The 15625-nt window shown below is 65.2% G+C and carries 13 protein-coding genes and 1 riboswitch; of the genes, 3 read left to right on the top strand and 10 right to left on the bottom strand.

Annotation, left to right across the window (positions count from 1 at the left end; genetic code table 11):
- A partial coding sequence (locus tag OCW50_RS15090; RefSeq protein ID WP_262298135.1) for an N-acetylglucosamine-6-phosphate deacetylase occupies positions 1–647 on the top strand: 647 nt, incomplete at its 5' end.
- 406 nt (positions 648–1053) lie between these two features.
- Here the strand turns inward: OCW50_RS15090 and OCW50_RS15085 are convergent.
- From OCW50_RS15085 to OCW50_RS15060, 6 genes are all read right to left on the bottom strand, one after another.
- Complete coding sequence (locus OCW50_RS15085; protein ID WP_262298134.1) at positions 1054–1911, bottom strand: calcium-binding protein; 858 nt, start codon at positions 1909–1911, stop codon at positions 1054–1056.
- 90 nt (positions 1912–2001) lie between these two features.
- The gene (locus tag OCW50_RS15080; RefSeq protein WP_262298133.1) at positions 2002–2202 is read right to left on the bottom strand and encodes a CAP domain-containing protein; all 201 of its coding nucleotides are present in this window, start codon (positions 2200–2202) and stop codon (positions 2002–2004) included.
- 426 nt (positions 2203–2628) lie between these two features.
- Positions 2629–3675 (bottom strand): XdhC family protein, encoded by a 1047-nt coding sequence (locus tag OCW50_RS15075; RefSeq protein WP_262298132.1) that lies wholly within the window; start codon positions 3673–3675, stop codon positions 2629–2631.
- 38 nt (positions 3676–3713) lie between these two features.
- Positions 3714–6014, bottom strand: a complete 2301-nt coding sequence (locus tag OCW50_RS15070) for a xanthine dehydrogenase family protein molybdopterin-binding subunit (RefSeq protein ID WP_262298131.1) — start codon at positions 6012–6014, stop codon at positions 3714–3716.
- Entirely contained in the window at positions 6011–6994 is a 984-nt protein-coding gene (locus OCW50_RS15065; protein ID WP_262298130.1) for an FAD binding domain-containing protein, read from the bottom strand. Before OCW50_RS15065 ends, OCW50_RS15070 begins: the two co-directional genes overlap by 4 nt.
- A complete protein-coding gene (locus OCW50_RS15060) occupies positions 6991–7503 on the bottom strand; it encodes a (2Fe-2S)-binding protein (RefSeq protein ID WP_262298129.1) in 513 nt (170 codons plus the stop codon). The genes OCW50_RS15065 and OCW50_RS15060 overlap by 4 nt, the downstream gene beginning before the upstream one ends.
- A gap of 256 nt (positions 7504–7759) precedes the next feature.
- Here OCW50_RS15060 and OCW50_RS15055 point away from each other — a divergent pair, with 256 nt between their 5' ends.
- The gene (locus tag OCW50_RS15055) at positions 7760–8338 is read left to right on the top strand and encodes a TetR/AcrR family transcriptional regulator (protein WP_262298128.1); all 579 of its coding nucleotides are present in this window, start codon (positions 7760–7762) and stop codon (positions 8336–8338) included.
- A gap of 92 nt (positions 8339–8430) precedes the next feature.
- On the opposite strand, the gene OCW50_RS15050 is transcribed toward OCW50_RS15055, so the two are convergent.
- The 4 genes from OCW50_RS15050 to OCW50_RS15035 all read right to left on the bottom strand — a co-directional run bounded on the left by OCW50_RS15050 (position 8431) and on the right by OCW50_RS15035 (position 12478).
- A complete protein-coding gene (locus tag OCW50_RS15050; protein WP_506323696.1) occupies positions 8431–8916 on the bottom strand; it encodes a transglutaminase-like cysteine peptidase in 486 nt (161 codons plus the stop codon).
- A gap of 344 nt (positions 8917–9260) precedes the next feature.
- A complete protein-coding gene (locus tag OCW50_RS15045) occupies positions 9261–9701 on the bottom strand; it encodes an Ivy family c-type lysozyme inhibitor (protein ID WP_262298127.1) in 441 nt (146 codons plus the stop codon).
- Between the two features lie 258 nt (positions 9702–9959).
- A complete protein-coding gene (locus tag OCW50_RS15040; RefSeq protein ID WP_262298126.1) occupies positions 9960–11192 on the bottom strand; it encodes an anion transporter in 1233 nt (410 codons plus the stop codon).
- The gene (locus OCW50_RS15035) at positions 11192–12478 is read right to left on the bottom strand and encodes an MFS transporter (RefSeq protein WP_262298125.1); all 1287 of its coding nucleotides are present in this window, start codon (positions 12476–12478) and stop codon (positions 11192–11194) included. The genes OCW50_RS15040 and OCW50_RS15035 overlap by 1 nt, the downstream gene beginning before the upstream one ends.
- Positions 12479–12640: 162 nt before the next feature.
- Positions 12641–12729: riboswitch (glycine riboswitch) on the top strand.
- Positions 12730–13196: 467 nt separating this feature from the next.
- Here OCW50_RS15035 and OCW50_RS15030 point away from each other — a divergent pair.
- Complete coding sequence (locus tag OCW50_RS15030) at positions 13197–15614, top strand: penicillin-binding protein 1A (RefSeq protein ID WP_262298124.1); 2418 nt, start codon at positions 13197–13199, stop codon at positions 15612–15614.
- Positions 15615–15625: the final 11 nt, after the last annotated feature.

The raw sequence follows: 15625 nt of genomic DNA, 5'->3' as shown, positions 1-15625 counted from the left end.
GCCGCACCCTGGTGACGCTGGCGCCCGAGCGCAACAGCCTGGAGGCGATCGCGCGGCTGGCGGAAGCGGGCGTGCTGGTCTGCGCCGGCCATACGGCGGGCGATTATGCCACGGTCATGGAGGCGGTCCGCCACGGCCTGCGCGGCTTCACCCATCTCTACAACGCGATGCCGCCGCTCGCCGGCCGCGATCCGGGCCCGGTGGGCGCGGCCCTCGACAGCCCGGACACCTGGTGCGGGCTCATCGTCGACGGACGCCACGTGAGCGACGCCGCCCTGCGGGTCGCCATCGCGGCCAAGGGCCACGAGCACATGATGCTGGTGACCGACGCCATGGCGGTGACCGGCACGGACCTGACCGGCTTCGAGTTGCACGGCCGCACGATCTACCGCCGGGACGGACGGCTCACCACGGCGGACGGGACGCTCGCCGGGTCCGACCTCGACATGGCGGGCGCCGTGCGCAACAGCGTGGAGCGCCTGGGCCTTGCCCTGCCGGACGTGCTGCGCATGGCATCGCTCATCCCGGCCCGGTTCCTGCGCCTGGACCATGAGATGGGCCGCATCGCCCCGGGCTATCGCGCCGACCTGGTTCTCCTCGACGAGGCCCTGCAGGTGAAGCAGACCTGGATCGGCGGAATGACTTAGGGCTGCCTCGAAAACGTGACTCGGCCCTAAGTATGCCACGCGTTGGCCCGCGCCTTGCGTAAGGAGAGATCGATCACCTCCATAGTCCGGGCCACATCCCGTGCCGGAGAGACAGCAACACGATCGACAATCGCCCTTGCCTCCTCCCAGGCCGGGCCGCGGGCTCTCCGGAGAGCGTTGAGGTCCAGGCCACGGAGGAGTGGCCGCCCGACTTGCGGGCCTTCAGATCACCCGCCGCCTTGTGGAGCGACTGGCTGCCGATGAACGTGAAGGCCCGAGTGCCAGAACTCTTCGTATCACGTCGACGCGTTTGAGGGTGCCGCCAGCGCTCCGGATGCGCTGCGGCGCTTGGTCGGCGCCGCAGTGCGAACGCGTTCCGTTCTGCGACGGAAGGGGAACTCGACCCTCAGAGGATGAAGTCGTCGGTCGAGGGCATCTGCCAGCCGGGCAGCTTGATCGCGAAGTCGGCCTTCCCGTCGCCGTTCGTGTCGCCGGAGATGTATGTGTCGCCCCAGTTGCGCCCGTAGACGACGCCGGGATGGTAGTAGTGGAGTTCGCCCGGCACATTGTGGAACCGCTCCGTACCGATGAACGTGAACGCCTGATCGCCTGGGAGCTTGGTCATCGCGTCGATGGCGGAAAGGTCGATCCTGTCCCTGCCCTGAAGGGTGTAGGGATCGTCGAACGAGTTGAAGTCCTCGATGATGTCGCCCTGAGCATCCTCCGCCGAGTTGAACACGAAGGTGTCGCTGCCCCTGCCGCCCGACAGGTGGTCCTTGCCGCCCATGCCGTTCAGGATATCGTTTCCTCCCGAACCCCATATGTGGTTGGACCCGGCGTTGCCGGTGATCCTGTTGTTCAGGTTGTTGCCCGTAGCGCTCACGCCGGCCGATCCGGTGAGGGTGATCCTCTCCACCTGCTCACCGGCCATATAGGCCCCAACGGAGGAGTAGACGTGGTCGTATCCCTCGCCGAGCCTCTCGCCGATCTGGTCGTTGACGCTGTTCATGTGGTAGATGTCGTTTCCGGCACCACCATACATCACGTCCACTCCGTCCGATCCGCGGATCACATCGTCGCCGTCGGTGCCGAGGAAGGTCCCGACCTTGTCGTACGACTCTGCCCGCTCCGCGTCGGTCGGTTTGGCAAATGCTTGGGTGAGAAACACGACGCTCTCGCCGTCGAGGGTGCCTTGTCCGAGAACGATCCCTGTCTCGTCGAACGAACCGCTGAGAATGTTGGCCCGGTCCAGGGGCGACTTCATCAGGTCGTCGAACAACTGGCGGGTCGTCGTCTCGGACAGGGTACCGCTCAGGTAGGCGACGTTCTCGCCCTGATCCAGCCATGCGTAGCCTTAGTTCGTCAGCCGCTCGCCGGCACTTGAATCGTTCCAGCCTGTGTGGGAAACCGTGTCCGCGCTGTCCATCCACCGGTTGTGGGAATCGGCCGCGTACATGAGTTCGCTGTCGACGATGAACGGCCGGATCCCGGCGACCGCGCGGGCATCGTTGACGAGTTGGAGGAAGTAGGCCTCAGCGCTTGATGGTACCCGCATCTTCTGTCCCCTTTGTCTGCCGGGTTAACGGCCCCGGTGACGACCGGGGCTGCTCGTCTTAAAATATGAAGTCCGGGTCCGTGAAGACGTGTTCGCCGGTTGCTTTGGGATCGTACCGGTAAAGAGGGGGTGCGTGATCAAGCCTACGGGGGAGAACCCCGGTCATCAGAAAGCCAAAACCCCGGCGCCGCGATGGGACAGCTGCACGGGGGTCGCTGGATCAAGGCCATCTGAGCAAGACCTTGTGGCGAGGATGGCATGGCATGATCAACGGACGCCTCATGCAGAACGAGGCCGCCATTCGCTCAGGAAAACGATGCGGACCGCCGAGCCTGCATTCGAGCATGTACTCCGAAGGGCGCTGTAAAAACTGACCTCGTCGGGCAGCCCAGCGGCTATACTCAGCCGATGTGACATCCCCTTCGTTCACTGAGGTGGCACTTGGCGCACCGATGCTTGTTCTGTGGCGACAACGAGCCGGTAGCGATCAACCACCTGGGCGAGCGCTGAAAGGGCCAAGGTCATGGGATCGCGTGCAGACGGGATCAAGCCGAGTGGCGCCGTGATGCAGGCTAGGTCCTCCTCTGAGGCCCCGCGTTCGCGCAGCTGCTCCAGGCGGCCCGCATGGGTCCGACGGCTGCCCATTGCGCCGATGAAGAACCAAGGCTGGGTGATCACTCGTTCGAGAAGCGAGTGCTCCCATGCATGATCGTGAAACAGGAACACGACCGCACTCCAGGGATCTGCCACCAGGGTCGGTGACGGACCCGAGCTCGAAAGAAGGTTCGTATTGGCTCCTAATCGGACGCCAGACGCTATCAGACGCTCATCCGGTGTCAGCAGCGCCACCTGGGCTCCGGAGGCCAACCCGAGTTGGATCAACGCCAAGCTCTCGACACCATGGCCGACGACAACCAGCCTGAGCAGTGGCGCGTACCACGAGACGAACGCCTCACCTCGCCAGCCGGTCCGGAGCTGGCCGTTCTCTGCCAGGACGAGCAGGCCGCCCGATATGCTTTGAGACAGAGTGAGTGGCTGCCTCGCCTCAAGGCATGAGACCGCCCGTCGTATGGCCTCCGCATCGGACATGGGAAGAAACAGCAGATCCACGCCCCCGCCGCATGGGAGCCTGATGTCGATATAGGGAGAGCCGGCACCGTAGCGGACTTGCCGCGGCCGCCCATCCCGTATGGCCTCCATGGCCTCGGCGACAACGGCGGCCTCAATGCATCCGCCCGAGAAGGAACCAGCAAAGCGACCGTCCTCCGCCACACCCATGAGCGTCCCGACGGGTCGGGATGAGGAGCCCGTGAGACCCGTGATCGTGACCAAAGCGGCGCGCTGACCGCGCCGATCCGCCTCCGCCATGAACCGCAGGATCTCGAGCGGAGTTGCGGCGCCGGCAAACGCGGGCGCTGCTGGTGCATCATCCGGCAGGTCTGTCCTCCAAAGGACAGGTGCGCGTTCAACCATTGCCCGATCCCATTGAGCGAGCCCGAGAAAAGATCACCTCACAACAGGCTTTCCAGTGTGATCGGAAGGCGCCGGATACGCTTGCCGGTTGCGTGGAACACGGCGTTCGCAATGGCCGGCGCGACACCGACAATTGCAAGCTCACCCACCGCCTTTCCACCCAGCGGTGTTGCGTCAAAGTCGGGGATTCCGACCGAGATGGTCTCGATGTGCGGGATGTCGGCGTTCGTTGCGATCCGATAATCCGCAAGGTTTGCGCTCAGGATGCGTCCATTGCGCGGGTCAGTGATGCCTTCCTCCAGCAGCGCCATGCCAATCCCCATCACGATGCCGCCTTTGAACTGGCTGTCGGCAAGCTTCGGATTGTAAAGCCGCCCGGCATCGAGCGCGGAGACGACGCGCGACACGCGGATTGTACCGAAATCCTCGTCCACCCTCACCTCGACGAAGTGGGCGCAGAACGAGTGCCGGGATTTCGGGATGCTTGTCCCTCTCTCCATTCCGCCCAAGGTGGTGAAGAACTTCAGGCGTTCGGCGCTTGACCGCTCCTTCCGCGGCAGCGTGTCACGGGTGACCTCAAGAACATCCCGCCCGGTCGCCGCCATCAGTTCGGCAATGCTGATCCCCTCGCCGCTCGGCGGCGCGATTCTTCCGCTATCGATGATCAGGGTGTTGGCGCGGTCCCGCAGGGGCGAATTGGGATCTGTGAGGCCGAGCGCAATCAGTTCCTCCCGTGCTGCGAGCGCGGTCGTATGGACGGCGGCGGTCATCAGATTGGCAAGCTGGGAGCCGCCGGCCACCGGTGCGCGAGGCAGGCGCGAGTCCCCGAGCCTTGTCGTCACCTGTTCAACAGGGACGCCAAGGGCGTCGGCGGCCGTCTGCGCGAGGATCGTGTACGTGCCCGTCCCCATGTCGATGGCACTTGACAGCACCTCGACCGAGCCGTCGGCGAGGATTCTCACCATCGCCTCTCCAGGGCTCGAATAGACCGGGTGCGTTCCGCAGGCCATGCCCCAGCCGATCAGCTGACGGCCGTCCCGCATCGATCGCGGCACGGGATTGCGTTGCGCCCAGCCGAATGCCTGCCCTCCCGCGGCATAGGCCTCCCGGAGGCGCCGCGACGACCACGGCTTGCCGGTTTCAGGATCGACATCCGGCTCATTGCGCAGACGCAGCTCCACTGGGTCGAGCCCAAGCTCGATGGCGAGTTCATCCATCGCGCATTCGAGTGCGAAAGCACTTGGGTTCTTTCCCGGTGCGCGGAAGGCACCCGGGGTCACGGTGTGCACCGGCACGATCCGCTGGCGCGAGCGGAAATTCGGAACGGCATACATCATGGACGTGACGACACCGAGCGTCTCGATGAACGTTGCGTTCGCGGCGGTTTCATTCGACCCGTCGTGATCGATGGCGAGAAGCTCCCCGTCCTTTGTGGACCCGAGCTTCAGCGTCTGCCGCGTGGCCGGCCGGCCGCCATAGGCGGTAAAGGTCTGCGGCCGTGATACGGCGAGCTTGACCGGCCGGCGCAGCATCCTGGCCGCAATAGCGGCCGCCGCGGAGTGCGGCAGCGCCTGGCCTTTGGAGCCAAATCCGCCACCGACGAACGGTGAGACGACGCGGACATTCTCGAACGGCAGACCGAACCACGTCGCGTAGTGGTTGGCCATGCCGTCGACCCACTGGCTCGGTTCATAGACGGTGAGGCGATCGTCGGCCTCCCAGTGGGCGATCAGACCGTGCGGCTCGATCGGGACATTATACTCTCGAGGCGTCTCATAGGTCGCCTCGATCACCACGGGCGCTGCTGCGAGCGCACCGTCCGGGTCGCCCCAATCCTTGTCCAGAGGAACAGGATTGCCGTGACCGGCCCGCGGATCATCGTGTGTTGCGATGACCGGCCCGGGCTCAACTTCGACCCGTACGAGGTGTGCTGCCGCCTGTGCCTGCTCCAGGGTGTCCGCGACCACGGCCGCGACAATCTCGCCGTTGTGGTGGATATCAGTGGCGAACGGGGTGTAATCGTCGCCGTCCGGCTCATTGCCAAAGAAGTCCGGCTGCGACTTGAGCATCAGGCTGTATCCGGCATCAAGCACGAGGCGCACGCCCGGACTTGCCTCTGCGGCACTCCGATCGACCGCCACAATCCGCCCGGCCCCAACCGTGGACTGGACAATCACACAATGGAGAAGGCCTTCCAGCCGATGCTCCAGAGCATACGTCGCGGTGCCCTGAACCTTCTGGGGGCCGTCCGTGCGGACGATCTCACGGCCGAGCGGGCCGCCGGACGGAGACCCGTCCGAGGCATCGCCATGTTTCACCCGGGGTTCGATGACGGTCATTGGATGCCTCCAGCCTTCAGAATTGCCCGGGCGACGACGCGCGGCACAAGTTCGATCTTGTAGGCGTTGCCACCATGGGATGTCGCGCCATCGACGGCAGCGAGGCTCGCCTCGCGGACAGTGCCTTCATCCAAGCGGCGGCCACGCAGGGCATCCTCGACCGCTGTGGCACGCCATGGCTTCGTGGCGACGCCCCCAAGCGCCACACGGATGTCTCGGATCGTCACGCCATCGGCCTCGAGGTCCAGCCCGACAGCCGTACTCGCAGCCGCGAACTCATAGGATTGGCGGTCGCGGACTTTCAGGTAGGTGGAGTTCGCGGCAAGCGGCGTTGCCCGGACCGCCACGGATGTGATGATTTCGCCGGGCTCCAGGATAGTCTCCCGCTCGGGCGTCGCGTCCGGCGTCAGGAAGAACTCCTCGATCGGAATGGTGCGGGTGGTGGTCTGGATGGCCGCTCCCAAGGCCGTCAGTGCAACGGCAAGGTCGCCAGGGTAAAGTGCAATGCAATGGTCGCTGGTGCCGAGAACCGCATGATCGCGGGTGATCCCGCCGATGGCTGAACAGCCGGAGCCTGGATTGCGCTTGTTGCAGGCCGGAAAGCCGGCTGGATCGCGGAAGTACGGGCAGCGGGTGCGCTGAAGAAGATTTCCGCCAATGGTCGCCATATTGCGGAGTTGCCCCGATGCGGCCAAGAGCAAGGACTCTGCGATGGCAGGAAAGTGCTGCCGAATGCTCGGATCATCAGCCACGCGACTCATGGTGGCGAGTGCTCCGATCATCGCTCCGTTCTCGCCCACGGTGATCATGTCCAAGTCGGGAAGCCGTGTCAGGTCGATGACTGTTTCCGGACGTGCGACCTCGCATTTTGCAAGGTCGAGAAGCGTCGTGCCGCCGGCCAGCAGCATCGCGCCGGGACGCCGGGCAAGCGTTGCGGCCTGTTCAAGGCTGGTTGCGCGGGAGTAATCGAAGTTCATCATGCCGCTGCCTCTGCTGCCTCTGCTGCCTCTGCTGCCTCTGCTGCCTCTGCTGCCTTGCGCACGGCCGATACGATATGGGGATAGGCCCCGCAGCGGCAGAGATTGCCCGCCATGAACTCACGGATCTCATCGTCGGAGCCGGCTTGTCCCTCGCGAATGCACGCAACCGCCGACATGATCTGGCCTGGCGTGCAGTAGCCACATTGAAAGGCGTCCTCTTCCATGAAGGCCTGCTGGACGGGGTGCGGGGTGCCGTCCGGTCCGGCCAGTCCCTCAATCGTCGTGATGGCGCAGCCCTCGGCCTGAACCGCGAGCGTCAGGCAGGCGAGAACCCGCTGCCCGTCGACATGCACCGTGCATGCGCCGCACTGGCCTTGATCACAGCCTTTCTTGGTGCCGGTCAGGTGAAGGTGCTCCCGCAGGGCATCGAGCAGTGTCACGCGGGGTTCCAGGGTCAGGGTCCTCTCCTCCCCATTGATATCCAGTTTCACTGGTCTCGCACTCGCCATGAGCTACCTCCCCTTGGGAACGTAGGTTCTCCGCTGTGCTCCAGGGATCGACCGCCCTCCGCCTTGCCTGCCGATGACAGGGGGGCATTTGAGTGCCATAAGATCCGTGGAAGCTCTACCTAAACGGAGGCCTCTCCGTTTCGATCGAGATAGAGGCCGCGAATCCGGGATCAAGGCCGGTCCAAAGAAATTCGTAGAGAGTTGAGAACGGGCGGGTTTGGTGCGGTCGGACAGAAATCCTCAAGAGACGGCCCCGATGGAGGCAAAGCCATTGCGGGCGGATGCGCGGCGCAACCGCGACCGACTGATCGCGGTTGCCGCCAAGGCCTTTGCAAGCTCCGGCGTCGATGCGTCGCTCGAAGCAATCGCCCGCGAGGCCGGTGTCGGGTCGGGCACGCTGTACCGTCATTTCCCCACCCGCGAGGTGCTGATTGAGGCGGTCTACCGCCGCGAAGTGGAGGGGCTGGTAGCCGCAGCGGAGGAACTGGCCCGAACCAACGAACCCGATGAGGCCCTGGCTGAATGGATGCAACGTTTCGTTGGATACATGGCGACCAAGCGTGGGATGCGCGATAGCCTGCGCCTTCTCCTCGAGTCGAATTCGCCGCTCTTTGCGCAGACGTCCGGAGCCGTCCCTTTGGCGTTCAGATCACTCATGGAAAGAGCAACTCAGGCGGGTACGATCCGGCCGGATGCCAACAGCGCCGACGTCCTGCATGCGCTCTCGAGCATCTACTCTGCATCGGACGGGCCGGATTGGCAGGATCGCTCGAGGAGGCTCGTGAGCCTCATCATGGACGGCCTCCGCTATGGAGCTTCGCAACAATCAAAATGAAGATGCGAGGATCGTCTCCCGACGTCGTGCTCACCGCCCCCCTCACAGAGTGCCGGAGCAGCGGTAACTTGGCAGCGGTTACTTGGCAGCGGTTACTTGGCAGCGGTCGCGGTGGGTGCGATCTGATCCCCAAACCAGACCCAGGCCTTGCCGTCCGTTCCCTCACCCTTGACGTAGACGTACCCTGTTTGCCGCCAGGGCAGAACCGCATCCCTCTTGTTGTCCAGGATGAGATCGCCCCGATCCGTGCGCACCCTCAACAGCGCATGCCCGGCGCCCAGTTCATCGATGACAACCGTCATGCGCATTGCTCGTCGCGGCAGTCCCCGTTCAACCAGGAGCTTGCGCTTGAGCAATTGAATGTCCTCGCAGTCTCCAAGACCGTCGTCTGGATAATCCCAGCGATCCGGGACGCCCCAGTGATCCTGGTCGGCCACCGGCACGATCGTGAGGTTGACGTGCTTGTTGACCTCCTGAAGAGAGGCCCAGATGTCATCGGTCAGCGGAATGGTGTCCGGCTCGGAGGAGTCGATCGAGCACTCCCGGGGATGCTGTTCGCAGAACTGCATGAAGGCCAATGTCGGTCCGGCTTCTCCGGCAGAGCGAAGTTCCTCGCTGACGATGGGCGGAACCACCGGAGCGGGTTCGGGCGTTCCGGCGAGGACGGGGTGAGCGCCCCAGAGACACAGGAGAGCGGCGGCCTGGCTGGCCCGCCTCAGGACACGATCGACACACGTCTCCTCTTGGGCGCGACGCCCTCTCGGTGCATTCCGGCGCATATTCTGCTCGCGTGGCTTATGGCTTGGGCATTGGTCCACACGCAGTAGACCTGCACAGCGACGAGGCAGGAAGCACTTGAATGCCTGTTTTTGGTTCGCCACCCGCTGATAATGTGCGCTTTTGCCTGTTGATCAGGCAAGAGTCACTCCTGAAATTCCCTGGCCATGAACTGCCGCTCAGCCGGTGTCGGATGTCCGAGCTCCACGATCTGGCCGCTTGTCTCTCTCGCCTTGACCATCGCTACGGCACGCGATCCATCAGCCGCGACCAGGAAGGTGAGGTAATTGTCAGCGCAATCGTGCGGTTTGCAGATCGCACCCGTCAAGTACATCCTGCTGTCCACCGCCACCTGCTCAACTGGCATGCCGGTCCCATCAAACCGGCCAAACCAGGGCGTGCGCTTCAACCCGGCCGGCAGGATCTTCAGGTATGCCCTATAATGCGCGGGATTCTTCTTGCGCAGGTCCCACGGATAATGCGGGATGCCAGGAGAGGCCGCCTGGACGGAGATCCCCGGCCCCAGAAGCGATCCGGCGACCAGAAGGCCGGCACCCATAACCTGCCCGAGAAACCGAATTGCCATTGCCGCCCCTTCGCTCTCGTGCCGGCCTTTTGACCGTGCCACGGATCGTCCGGGAGTTTACTCCCGCCGCATCATCAATCTACGCCACATAGCCGGCTGATCCAGCCAAATTGCCGATAGAGTCAATGCCGAGGTCTGCATTGCCACGGACGTCGGTGGGGTCGGAGTTGCGCAATCCCTGACCGTGTCTCCTGTCCCCCTGACCATGGGACCTTTGCTCCGGAGCAGGTTGGTCGGCCTGGTCCTCGACGGCATGCGCTATGACCCGGACAGGCTCGACAACCACCATGCTCCGACCGCCAGCGTCAGCAGAGTCACCGGCACGCCGATGCGCAGGTAGGCGCTGAATCCGATCTCGACGCCAGCCGCGCGTGCCTTCTCGGCCACGATCAGGTTGGCGATCGAGCCCACGATGGTCAGATTGCCGGCCAGCGTCGAGGCCATGGCGATCACCAGCCATATCCGTTGCTGGTCAGGCAGTCCCTGGATAAAGGGCTTGAGCACGAGCACGGCCGGTACATTGCTCACCAGGTTCGACAGAGCGGCCGTGACCCCGGTCAGAACCCAGGTGTCGGCCAGTTTCAGGTGATGAACCGCCTCAATCAGGTCGGGCGACAGCAGGGCCTTCTCAGCCCCGGCCACCACGATGAACAGCCCGGCGAACATCAGCAGCAACGGGCCGTCGATCTGACGATACACCTTTCCCGGCTTCACCTGCCGCGTCACGAGCAGCAGCGCCGCCCCGGAAATGGCCGCCTTGGCGACCGGAATGCCGGCGAAGAACGCAGCGACCACACCCGCGGTGACGAGGATGGCCTTGCTCATCTGCGGCTTGTGGATCCGGGAGGCTCCCGGCTCGGCGGTGAGCCCCTTCCGGCTTTGGAACTCGTTCGAGCATAGAAACCTGACCAGGACCATGACGATCAGCAGGCCTGCGATCGCCACCGGCGCGAGGAAGGTCGCAAAGGCCGCATAGGGGATCTGGGAGATCACCCCGACGATCATGTTCTGGGGATTCCCGGTGATGGTCGCGACACTTCCCACGTTTGACGCCATGGCCACAGCCAGGAGATAGGGCACGGGCCGGCGGCCGAGCCGCGTCGTCACATCGAGCACGAGCGGCGCCATCACCAGACAGACGGCATCGTTGACGAGAAAGGCCGAGAGAACGCCTGTGGTCAGGACGACAACGGACAGCAAAACCACGGGTGAGTGGGCATGAGTGATCGCCCAACCGGTCACCAGGCGAAAGAACCCGGACAGCCGCAGATGCGCCACGATGATCATCATGCCGAGAAGCAGCGTGATCGTGTCGAGATCGACAGCCCGGTAGGCTTCCTCGGGTGTGAGAACACCCGCTGCAAGCATGCCTGCGGCCCCAAGCAGGGCGATGCCGGCGCGGTCGAGGCGAAGCCCCGGAATGCGCCCGAGCGCAACGCCGCCGTAGGTCAGGATGAAGATGGCCGCACTGGCCAGGCTGCCGATCTCCATCACCGGGTTCCGCTCGGCAGAGCCTTTGTGTCGAGAGCCGTCTGCTCTGCGGTCGCATCGGGGACCGGGATCCTGGTCTCGGGCATCATCGTCCAGAACAGGACAAGACCTGCTCCTGCGACACCGGCCAGCACCAGGAAGGCTGCCGAGTAGCCTGCTTTCACGACCAGGATGCCGGCGAGGGTCGTGGACAGCGAGGCTCCGATGCCCTGTGCCGTCGCGACCGCTCCCTGAGCCACATTGAACCGGCCGGTGCCCTCCATCAGATCGGACACGATGAGCGGAAACAGCGCGCCATACAGACCAGCTCCAATGCCATCGAGCAACTGCACGCCAACGAGCCAGTAGGGATTGTCGGAGAAGGTATACAGCACGCCACGGATCGGCAGAATCAGGAACCCGGCCAGGAACAGCGGCTTGCGGCCCCACCGGTCCGCCTTGTGGGCCACCAGCATGGCCATGGGCACCATCACGACCTGGGCGGCCACGATGCAGGCCGACATCAGGGAGGTGCCCAGGTTCCTGTCCTGGAGCGCCAGCTTCTGTCCGACCAGCGGCAGCATGGCGGCGTTTGCGAGATGAAACAGCGCGGCACAGACAGCAAAGATCAGCAACGGCCGGCAGGTGACCAGGATCTTCATCCCGGTAGGCTGGTCGCCCGCCGGGATCGTGCCGTCCCTGAAGCCCCGTGCCTGCTCATGATTGATCACATGGGCCGGCACCATCAGCACGCTGATCAGGCTTGCCAGTGCCATCGCGGCCATGAGGAAGAACACGACGATCGGGCCCCACAGGTACGCGGCCGCGCCAGCGGCGGCTGCCGCGAAGGCATTGCCGGCATGATTGAACGCTTCGTTGCGACCGGTGCGGCGGGCGAAGTGAGCGTGACCGACGATGCCCAGGGTGATCGCCGCGATGGCCGGTGCGAACACCGAGCCGGTGGCGCCTACCGCCGCTTGGGAGATCGCGACGGGCCAGAAGGACGAGAGGAAGGGCAGCAGCAGCGATCCGGCCGTGACCACAAGCGCCGCAATCACGATCACGGCCCGCTTGGCGTGCGTGGCATCGATCAGCGCTCCAGCGGGCGTTTGAGCCACGAGGGCCGCCAAGCCGGCCATGGTCATGATCAGACCGATTTCGGCTTCGTTCCAGTGCCGGATCGTCAGGAGATAGACAGCCAAATAGGGGCCTAAGCCGTCACGCACATCCGCCAGGAAGAAGTTCAGGGCGTCGAGCGAGCGCTCGACCCGGACCGAAGCTTGAACGGAACCAGCAATGTCAGGCATCGCTATCTCCTCGGGACGGCGCGGACTTGTCTGGAGGGGCCGGCACGCAAGGATGGGAACCCCCAAGGTTGACCACTGTTCCGGATCGGATCTGCGGCTTTCGTACCCGCCTGCCTTCTGCCAGCGAACACAATTCCGCCACAAACCGAGCTAGATTGACCGTGGCAATGAGCGGGAGAGAGCCAGTACGCTGGCCGCCGAAGGAGCAACCGCCCCGGAAACTCTCAGGCATCCAGGACCGCTTCGTTGCGCAACACTCTGAAAAGTGGAGCATCCTGCTCCCGCCCATGGTGAAAGTCGCGGCTGCCCTGCGCATCCCGACGAAGCTCTCAGGCCAATGACAGAGGGGGCTCCTTCCGCGGCATCGCCTGCGGACCGTGACGGAGCCCGACAATGCCCTTCCCCCGAATGCCCGCAAGCCATGATGCGTCCCGTTCGCCGTGGCGGCCGACGAGGAACCCGATGCGCCGGGTCCATCCCCGCCCGGATCGCTGACACACGCCGCGACCCGTCCCGGATCGCCGGTCGACCGTCCACGCGACAGGACTCGTGGCCCTGACGCCTCACGCACCGCGTGACGCGTGAACGATCACGGCTGCTTGTTCCCGCGAGCGGTCGCCGGCGGTCGTGCGGAGGGGATCTCCTTTCGTCTTCCCTCGTCATCGAGCGGGTGCCTTCGCGCAAGCGCAAGGACTTGCCCAAACCACGTGTGCCCGCGATGCGCTTCGTCCTCCGCTTCCTCGGCTTTGCCACGGCCCTGGTCTCACTCCTTCTGGTCAGCGGCTCGCTGGCCGTCGGAGCCCTGCTCTGGCATCTCTCCGCCGACCTTCCCGACCACGCGCAGCTCGCGCGCTACGAGCCCGCCGTGACGACGCGCCTTCATGCTGCCGACGGCAGGGTCATCGCCGAATATGCGCGCCAGAACCGTCTGTACCTTCCCTTGGCGGCCGTGCCGCAGCGCATCGTCGCCGCCTTCCTGTCGGCTGAGGACCGGCATTTCTACGAGCACAACGGTATCGATCCCAAGGGCATTGGACGCGCGCTGCTCGCCAATCTCGTCGGCAACGCAGGCCGGCCGCAGGGCGCATCGACGATCACCCAGCAGGTCGCGAAGAACCTGCTGCTGTCGCGCGAGCAGACCTACAGCCGCAAGCTCAAGGAGATCCTGCTCGCCTTCCGGATCGAGCAGACGTTCAGCAAGGACCGCATCCTCGAGCTGTATCTCAACGAGATCTACTTCGGCATGGGCCATTACGGCATTGCCGCAGCGGCGCTGGGCTACTTCGACAAGTCCGTGCACGAGCTGAGCCTGGCCGAGGCGGCCTATCTCGCGGCCCTGCCGAAAGGACCGAACAACTACCACCCCGTCCGACAGCCCGAGGCGGCGATGGCCCGCCGCAACTGGGTCTTGGAGCGGATGGCCGCCAACGGAGTCATCGCGCAGGACGATGCCGATGTCGCGATGGAAGAGGCGCTCGTCGTCAACCCGCGCTCGGTATCCCCCCATGAGGCCCAGGCGGGCTACTTCGCCGAGGAGGTCCGGCGCGACCTCGCCAACCGCTACGGCGAGGCGACACTCTACGAGGGTGGCCTCTCGGTCCGCACGACCCTCGACCCGAGGATGCAGGCGGCAGCCCGCAAGAGCCTTGTCGACGGCCTGGTCCGCTTCGACGAGGCCCGGGGCTGGCGTGGAGCCGAGACACGGCTCGCCTCTGTCGAAACCGACTGGGGCGCAAGGCTTGCCGAGCTGCCGGCAATGGAGGACATCCGCCCGTGGCGGCAGGCCGTGGTGCTCGCGGTCGACGCCAAGGGCGCCCGCCTCGGCTTGCGGCCGGAGAGGGATGCGACCGGGGTCGTCGAGACCGGCCGCCGCACCGGACGGATCGCGAGCCAAGGCATCCGCTGGACGGGCAAGGGCCGCGTCAGCGACGTCCTGCGCGTCGGCGACGTCGTCCATGTCGAGCCGATCAAGAAGGCCTCCGACGAATACCGGCTGCGGCAGATCCCCGAGATCTCCGGAGCCTTGGTGGCGCTGGAGCCGGACAATGGGCGCATCAGGGCCATGGTGGGCGGCTTCTCGTTCAGCCAGAACGAGTTCAATCGCGTCACCCAGGCCTGGCGCCAGCCGGGCTCCACCTTCAAGCCGGTCGTCTACGCGGCGGCCCTGGACAGCGGCTACACACCCTCCAGCCTGGTGCTCGACGCGCCCCTGTCCATCGAGCAGGGCGCCGGCCAGGCGCCGTGGTCCCCCGGCAACCACAATGGCCGCTACGACGGTCCGTCCACGCTTCGGATGGGGCTGGAGCGCTCGAAGAACGTGATGACGGTGAGGCTGGCGCGGGACGTCGGGATGCCGCGCGTGTCCGACTATGCCCGCCGCCTCGGCATTCAGGACGACCTGCCGCCGCTGCTCGCGATGGCGCTCGGGTCCGGCGAGACGACGGTGCTGCGGATGACCGCGGCCTATGCGATGGTCGTCAACGGCGGGCGTTATATCCGGCCAACCCTGATCGAGCACATCCAGGACCGTCACGGCAAGACCATCTTCCGGCACGACCGGCGGGCCTGCACAGGCTGCTCCGCATCCTCTTGGCGCGACCAAGCGGCTCCTCGGCCGGCCGACGACACGGAGCCGGTGATCGATCCGCTGACGGCCTATCAGGTCACGTCCCTGCTGGAGGGTGTGGTCGAGCGCACGCTGCCGCGCGTGTTCTCCGGCTACGACCGCCCGCTCGCCGGCAAGACCGGAACGACCAACGATGCCAAGGATCTGTGGTTCGTCGGCTCGACGCCGGAACTCGCTGTCGGTGTGTTCCTCGGCTACGACCGCCCGCGCTCGCTCGGGAAGACCGCGTACGGTGCCGGGCACGCCGCGCCGATCGTCCGCGCCTTCCTGGAGCAGGCGCTCGCTGGCAAGCCGCACACCGCCTTTCGCGTCCCGGCCGGCATCAAGCTGATCCCGGTTGATCCCTTCACGGGGACGCGCAGCGCGCCCGGCGCAGGCGCGATCCTTGAGGCCTTCAAGCCCGGCACCGAGCCGCCGGCAGCGGCGCCTCCTCCCGTTGCAGACGGGAGCCCGGCCGACATCCGGAACCGGGAGGCCTATGCGCCTTCCGGCCCCACCTACGTCCGCTGATGCGACGGGTG

The organism is Microvirga sesbaniae (assembly GCF_025460805.1).
GTDB classification, from domain to species: Bacteria; Pseudomonadota; Alphaproteobacteria; order Rhizobiales; family Beijerinckiaceae; genus Microvirga; species Microvirga sesbaniae.
The sequence above is the reverse complement of the archived record's forward strand: the minus strand, read 5'-3'. Positions and strand labels throughout refer to the sequence as shown.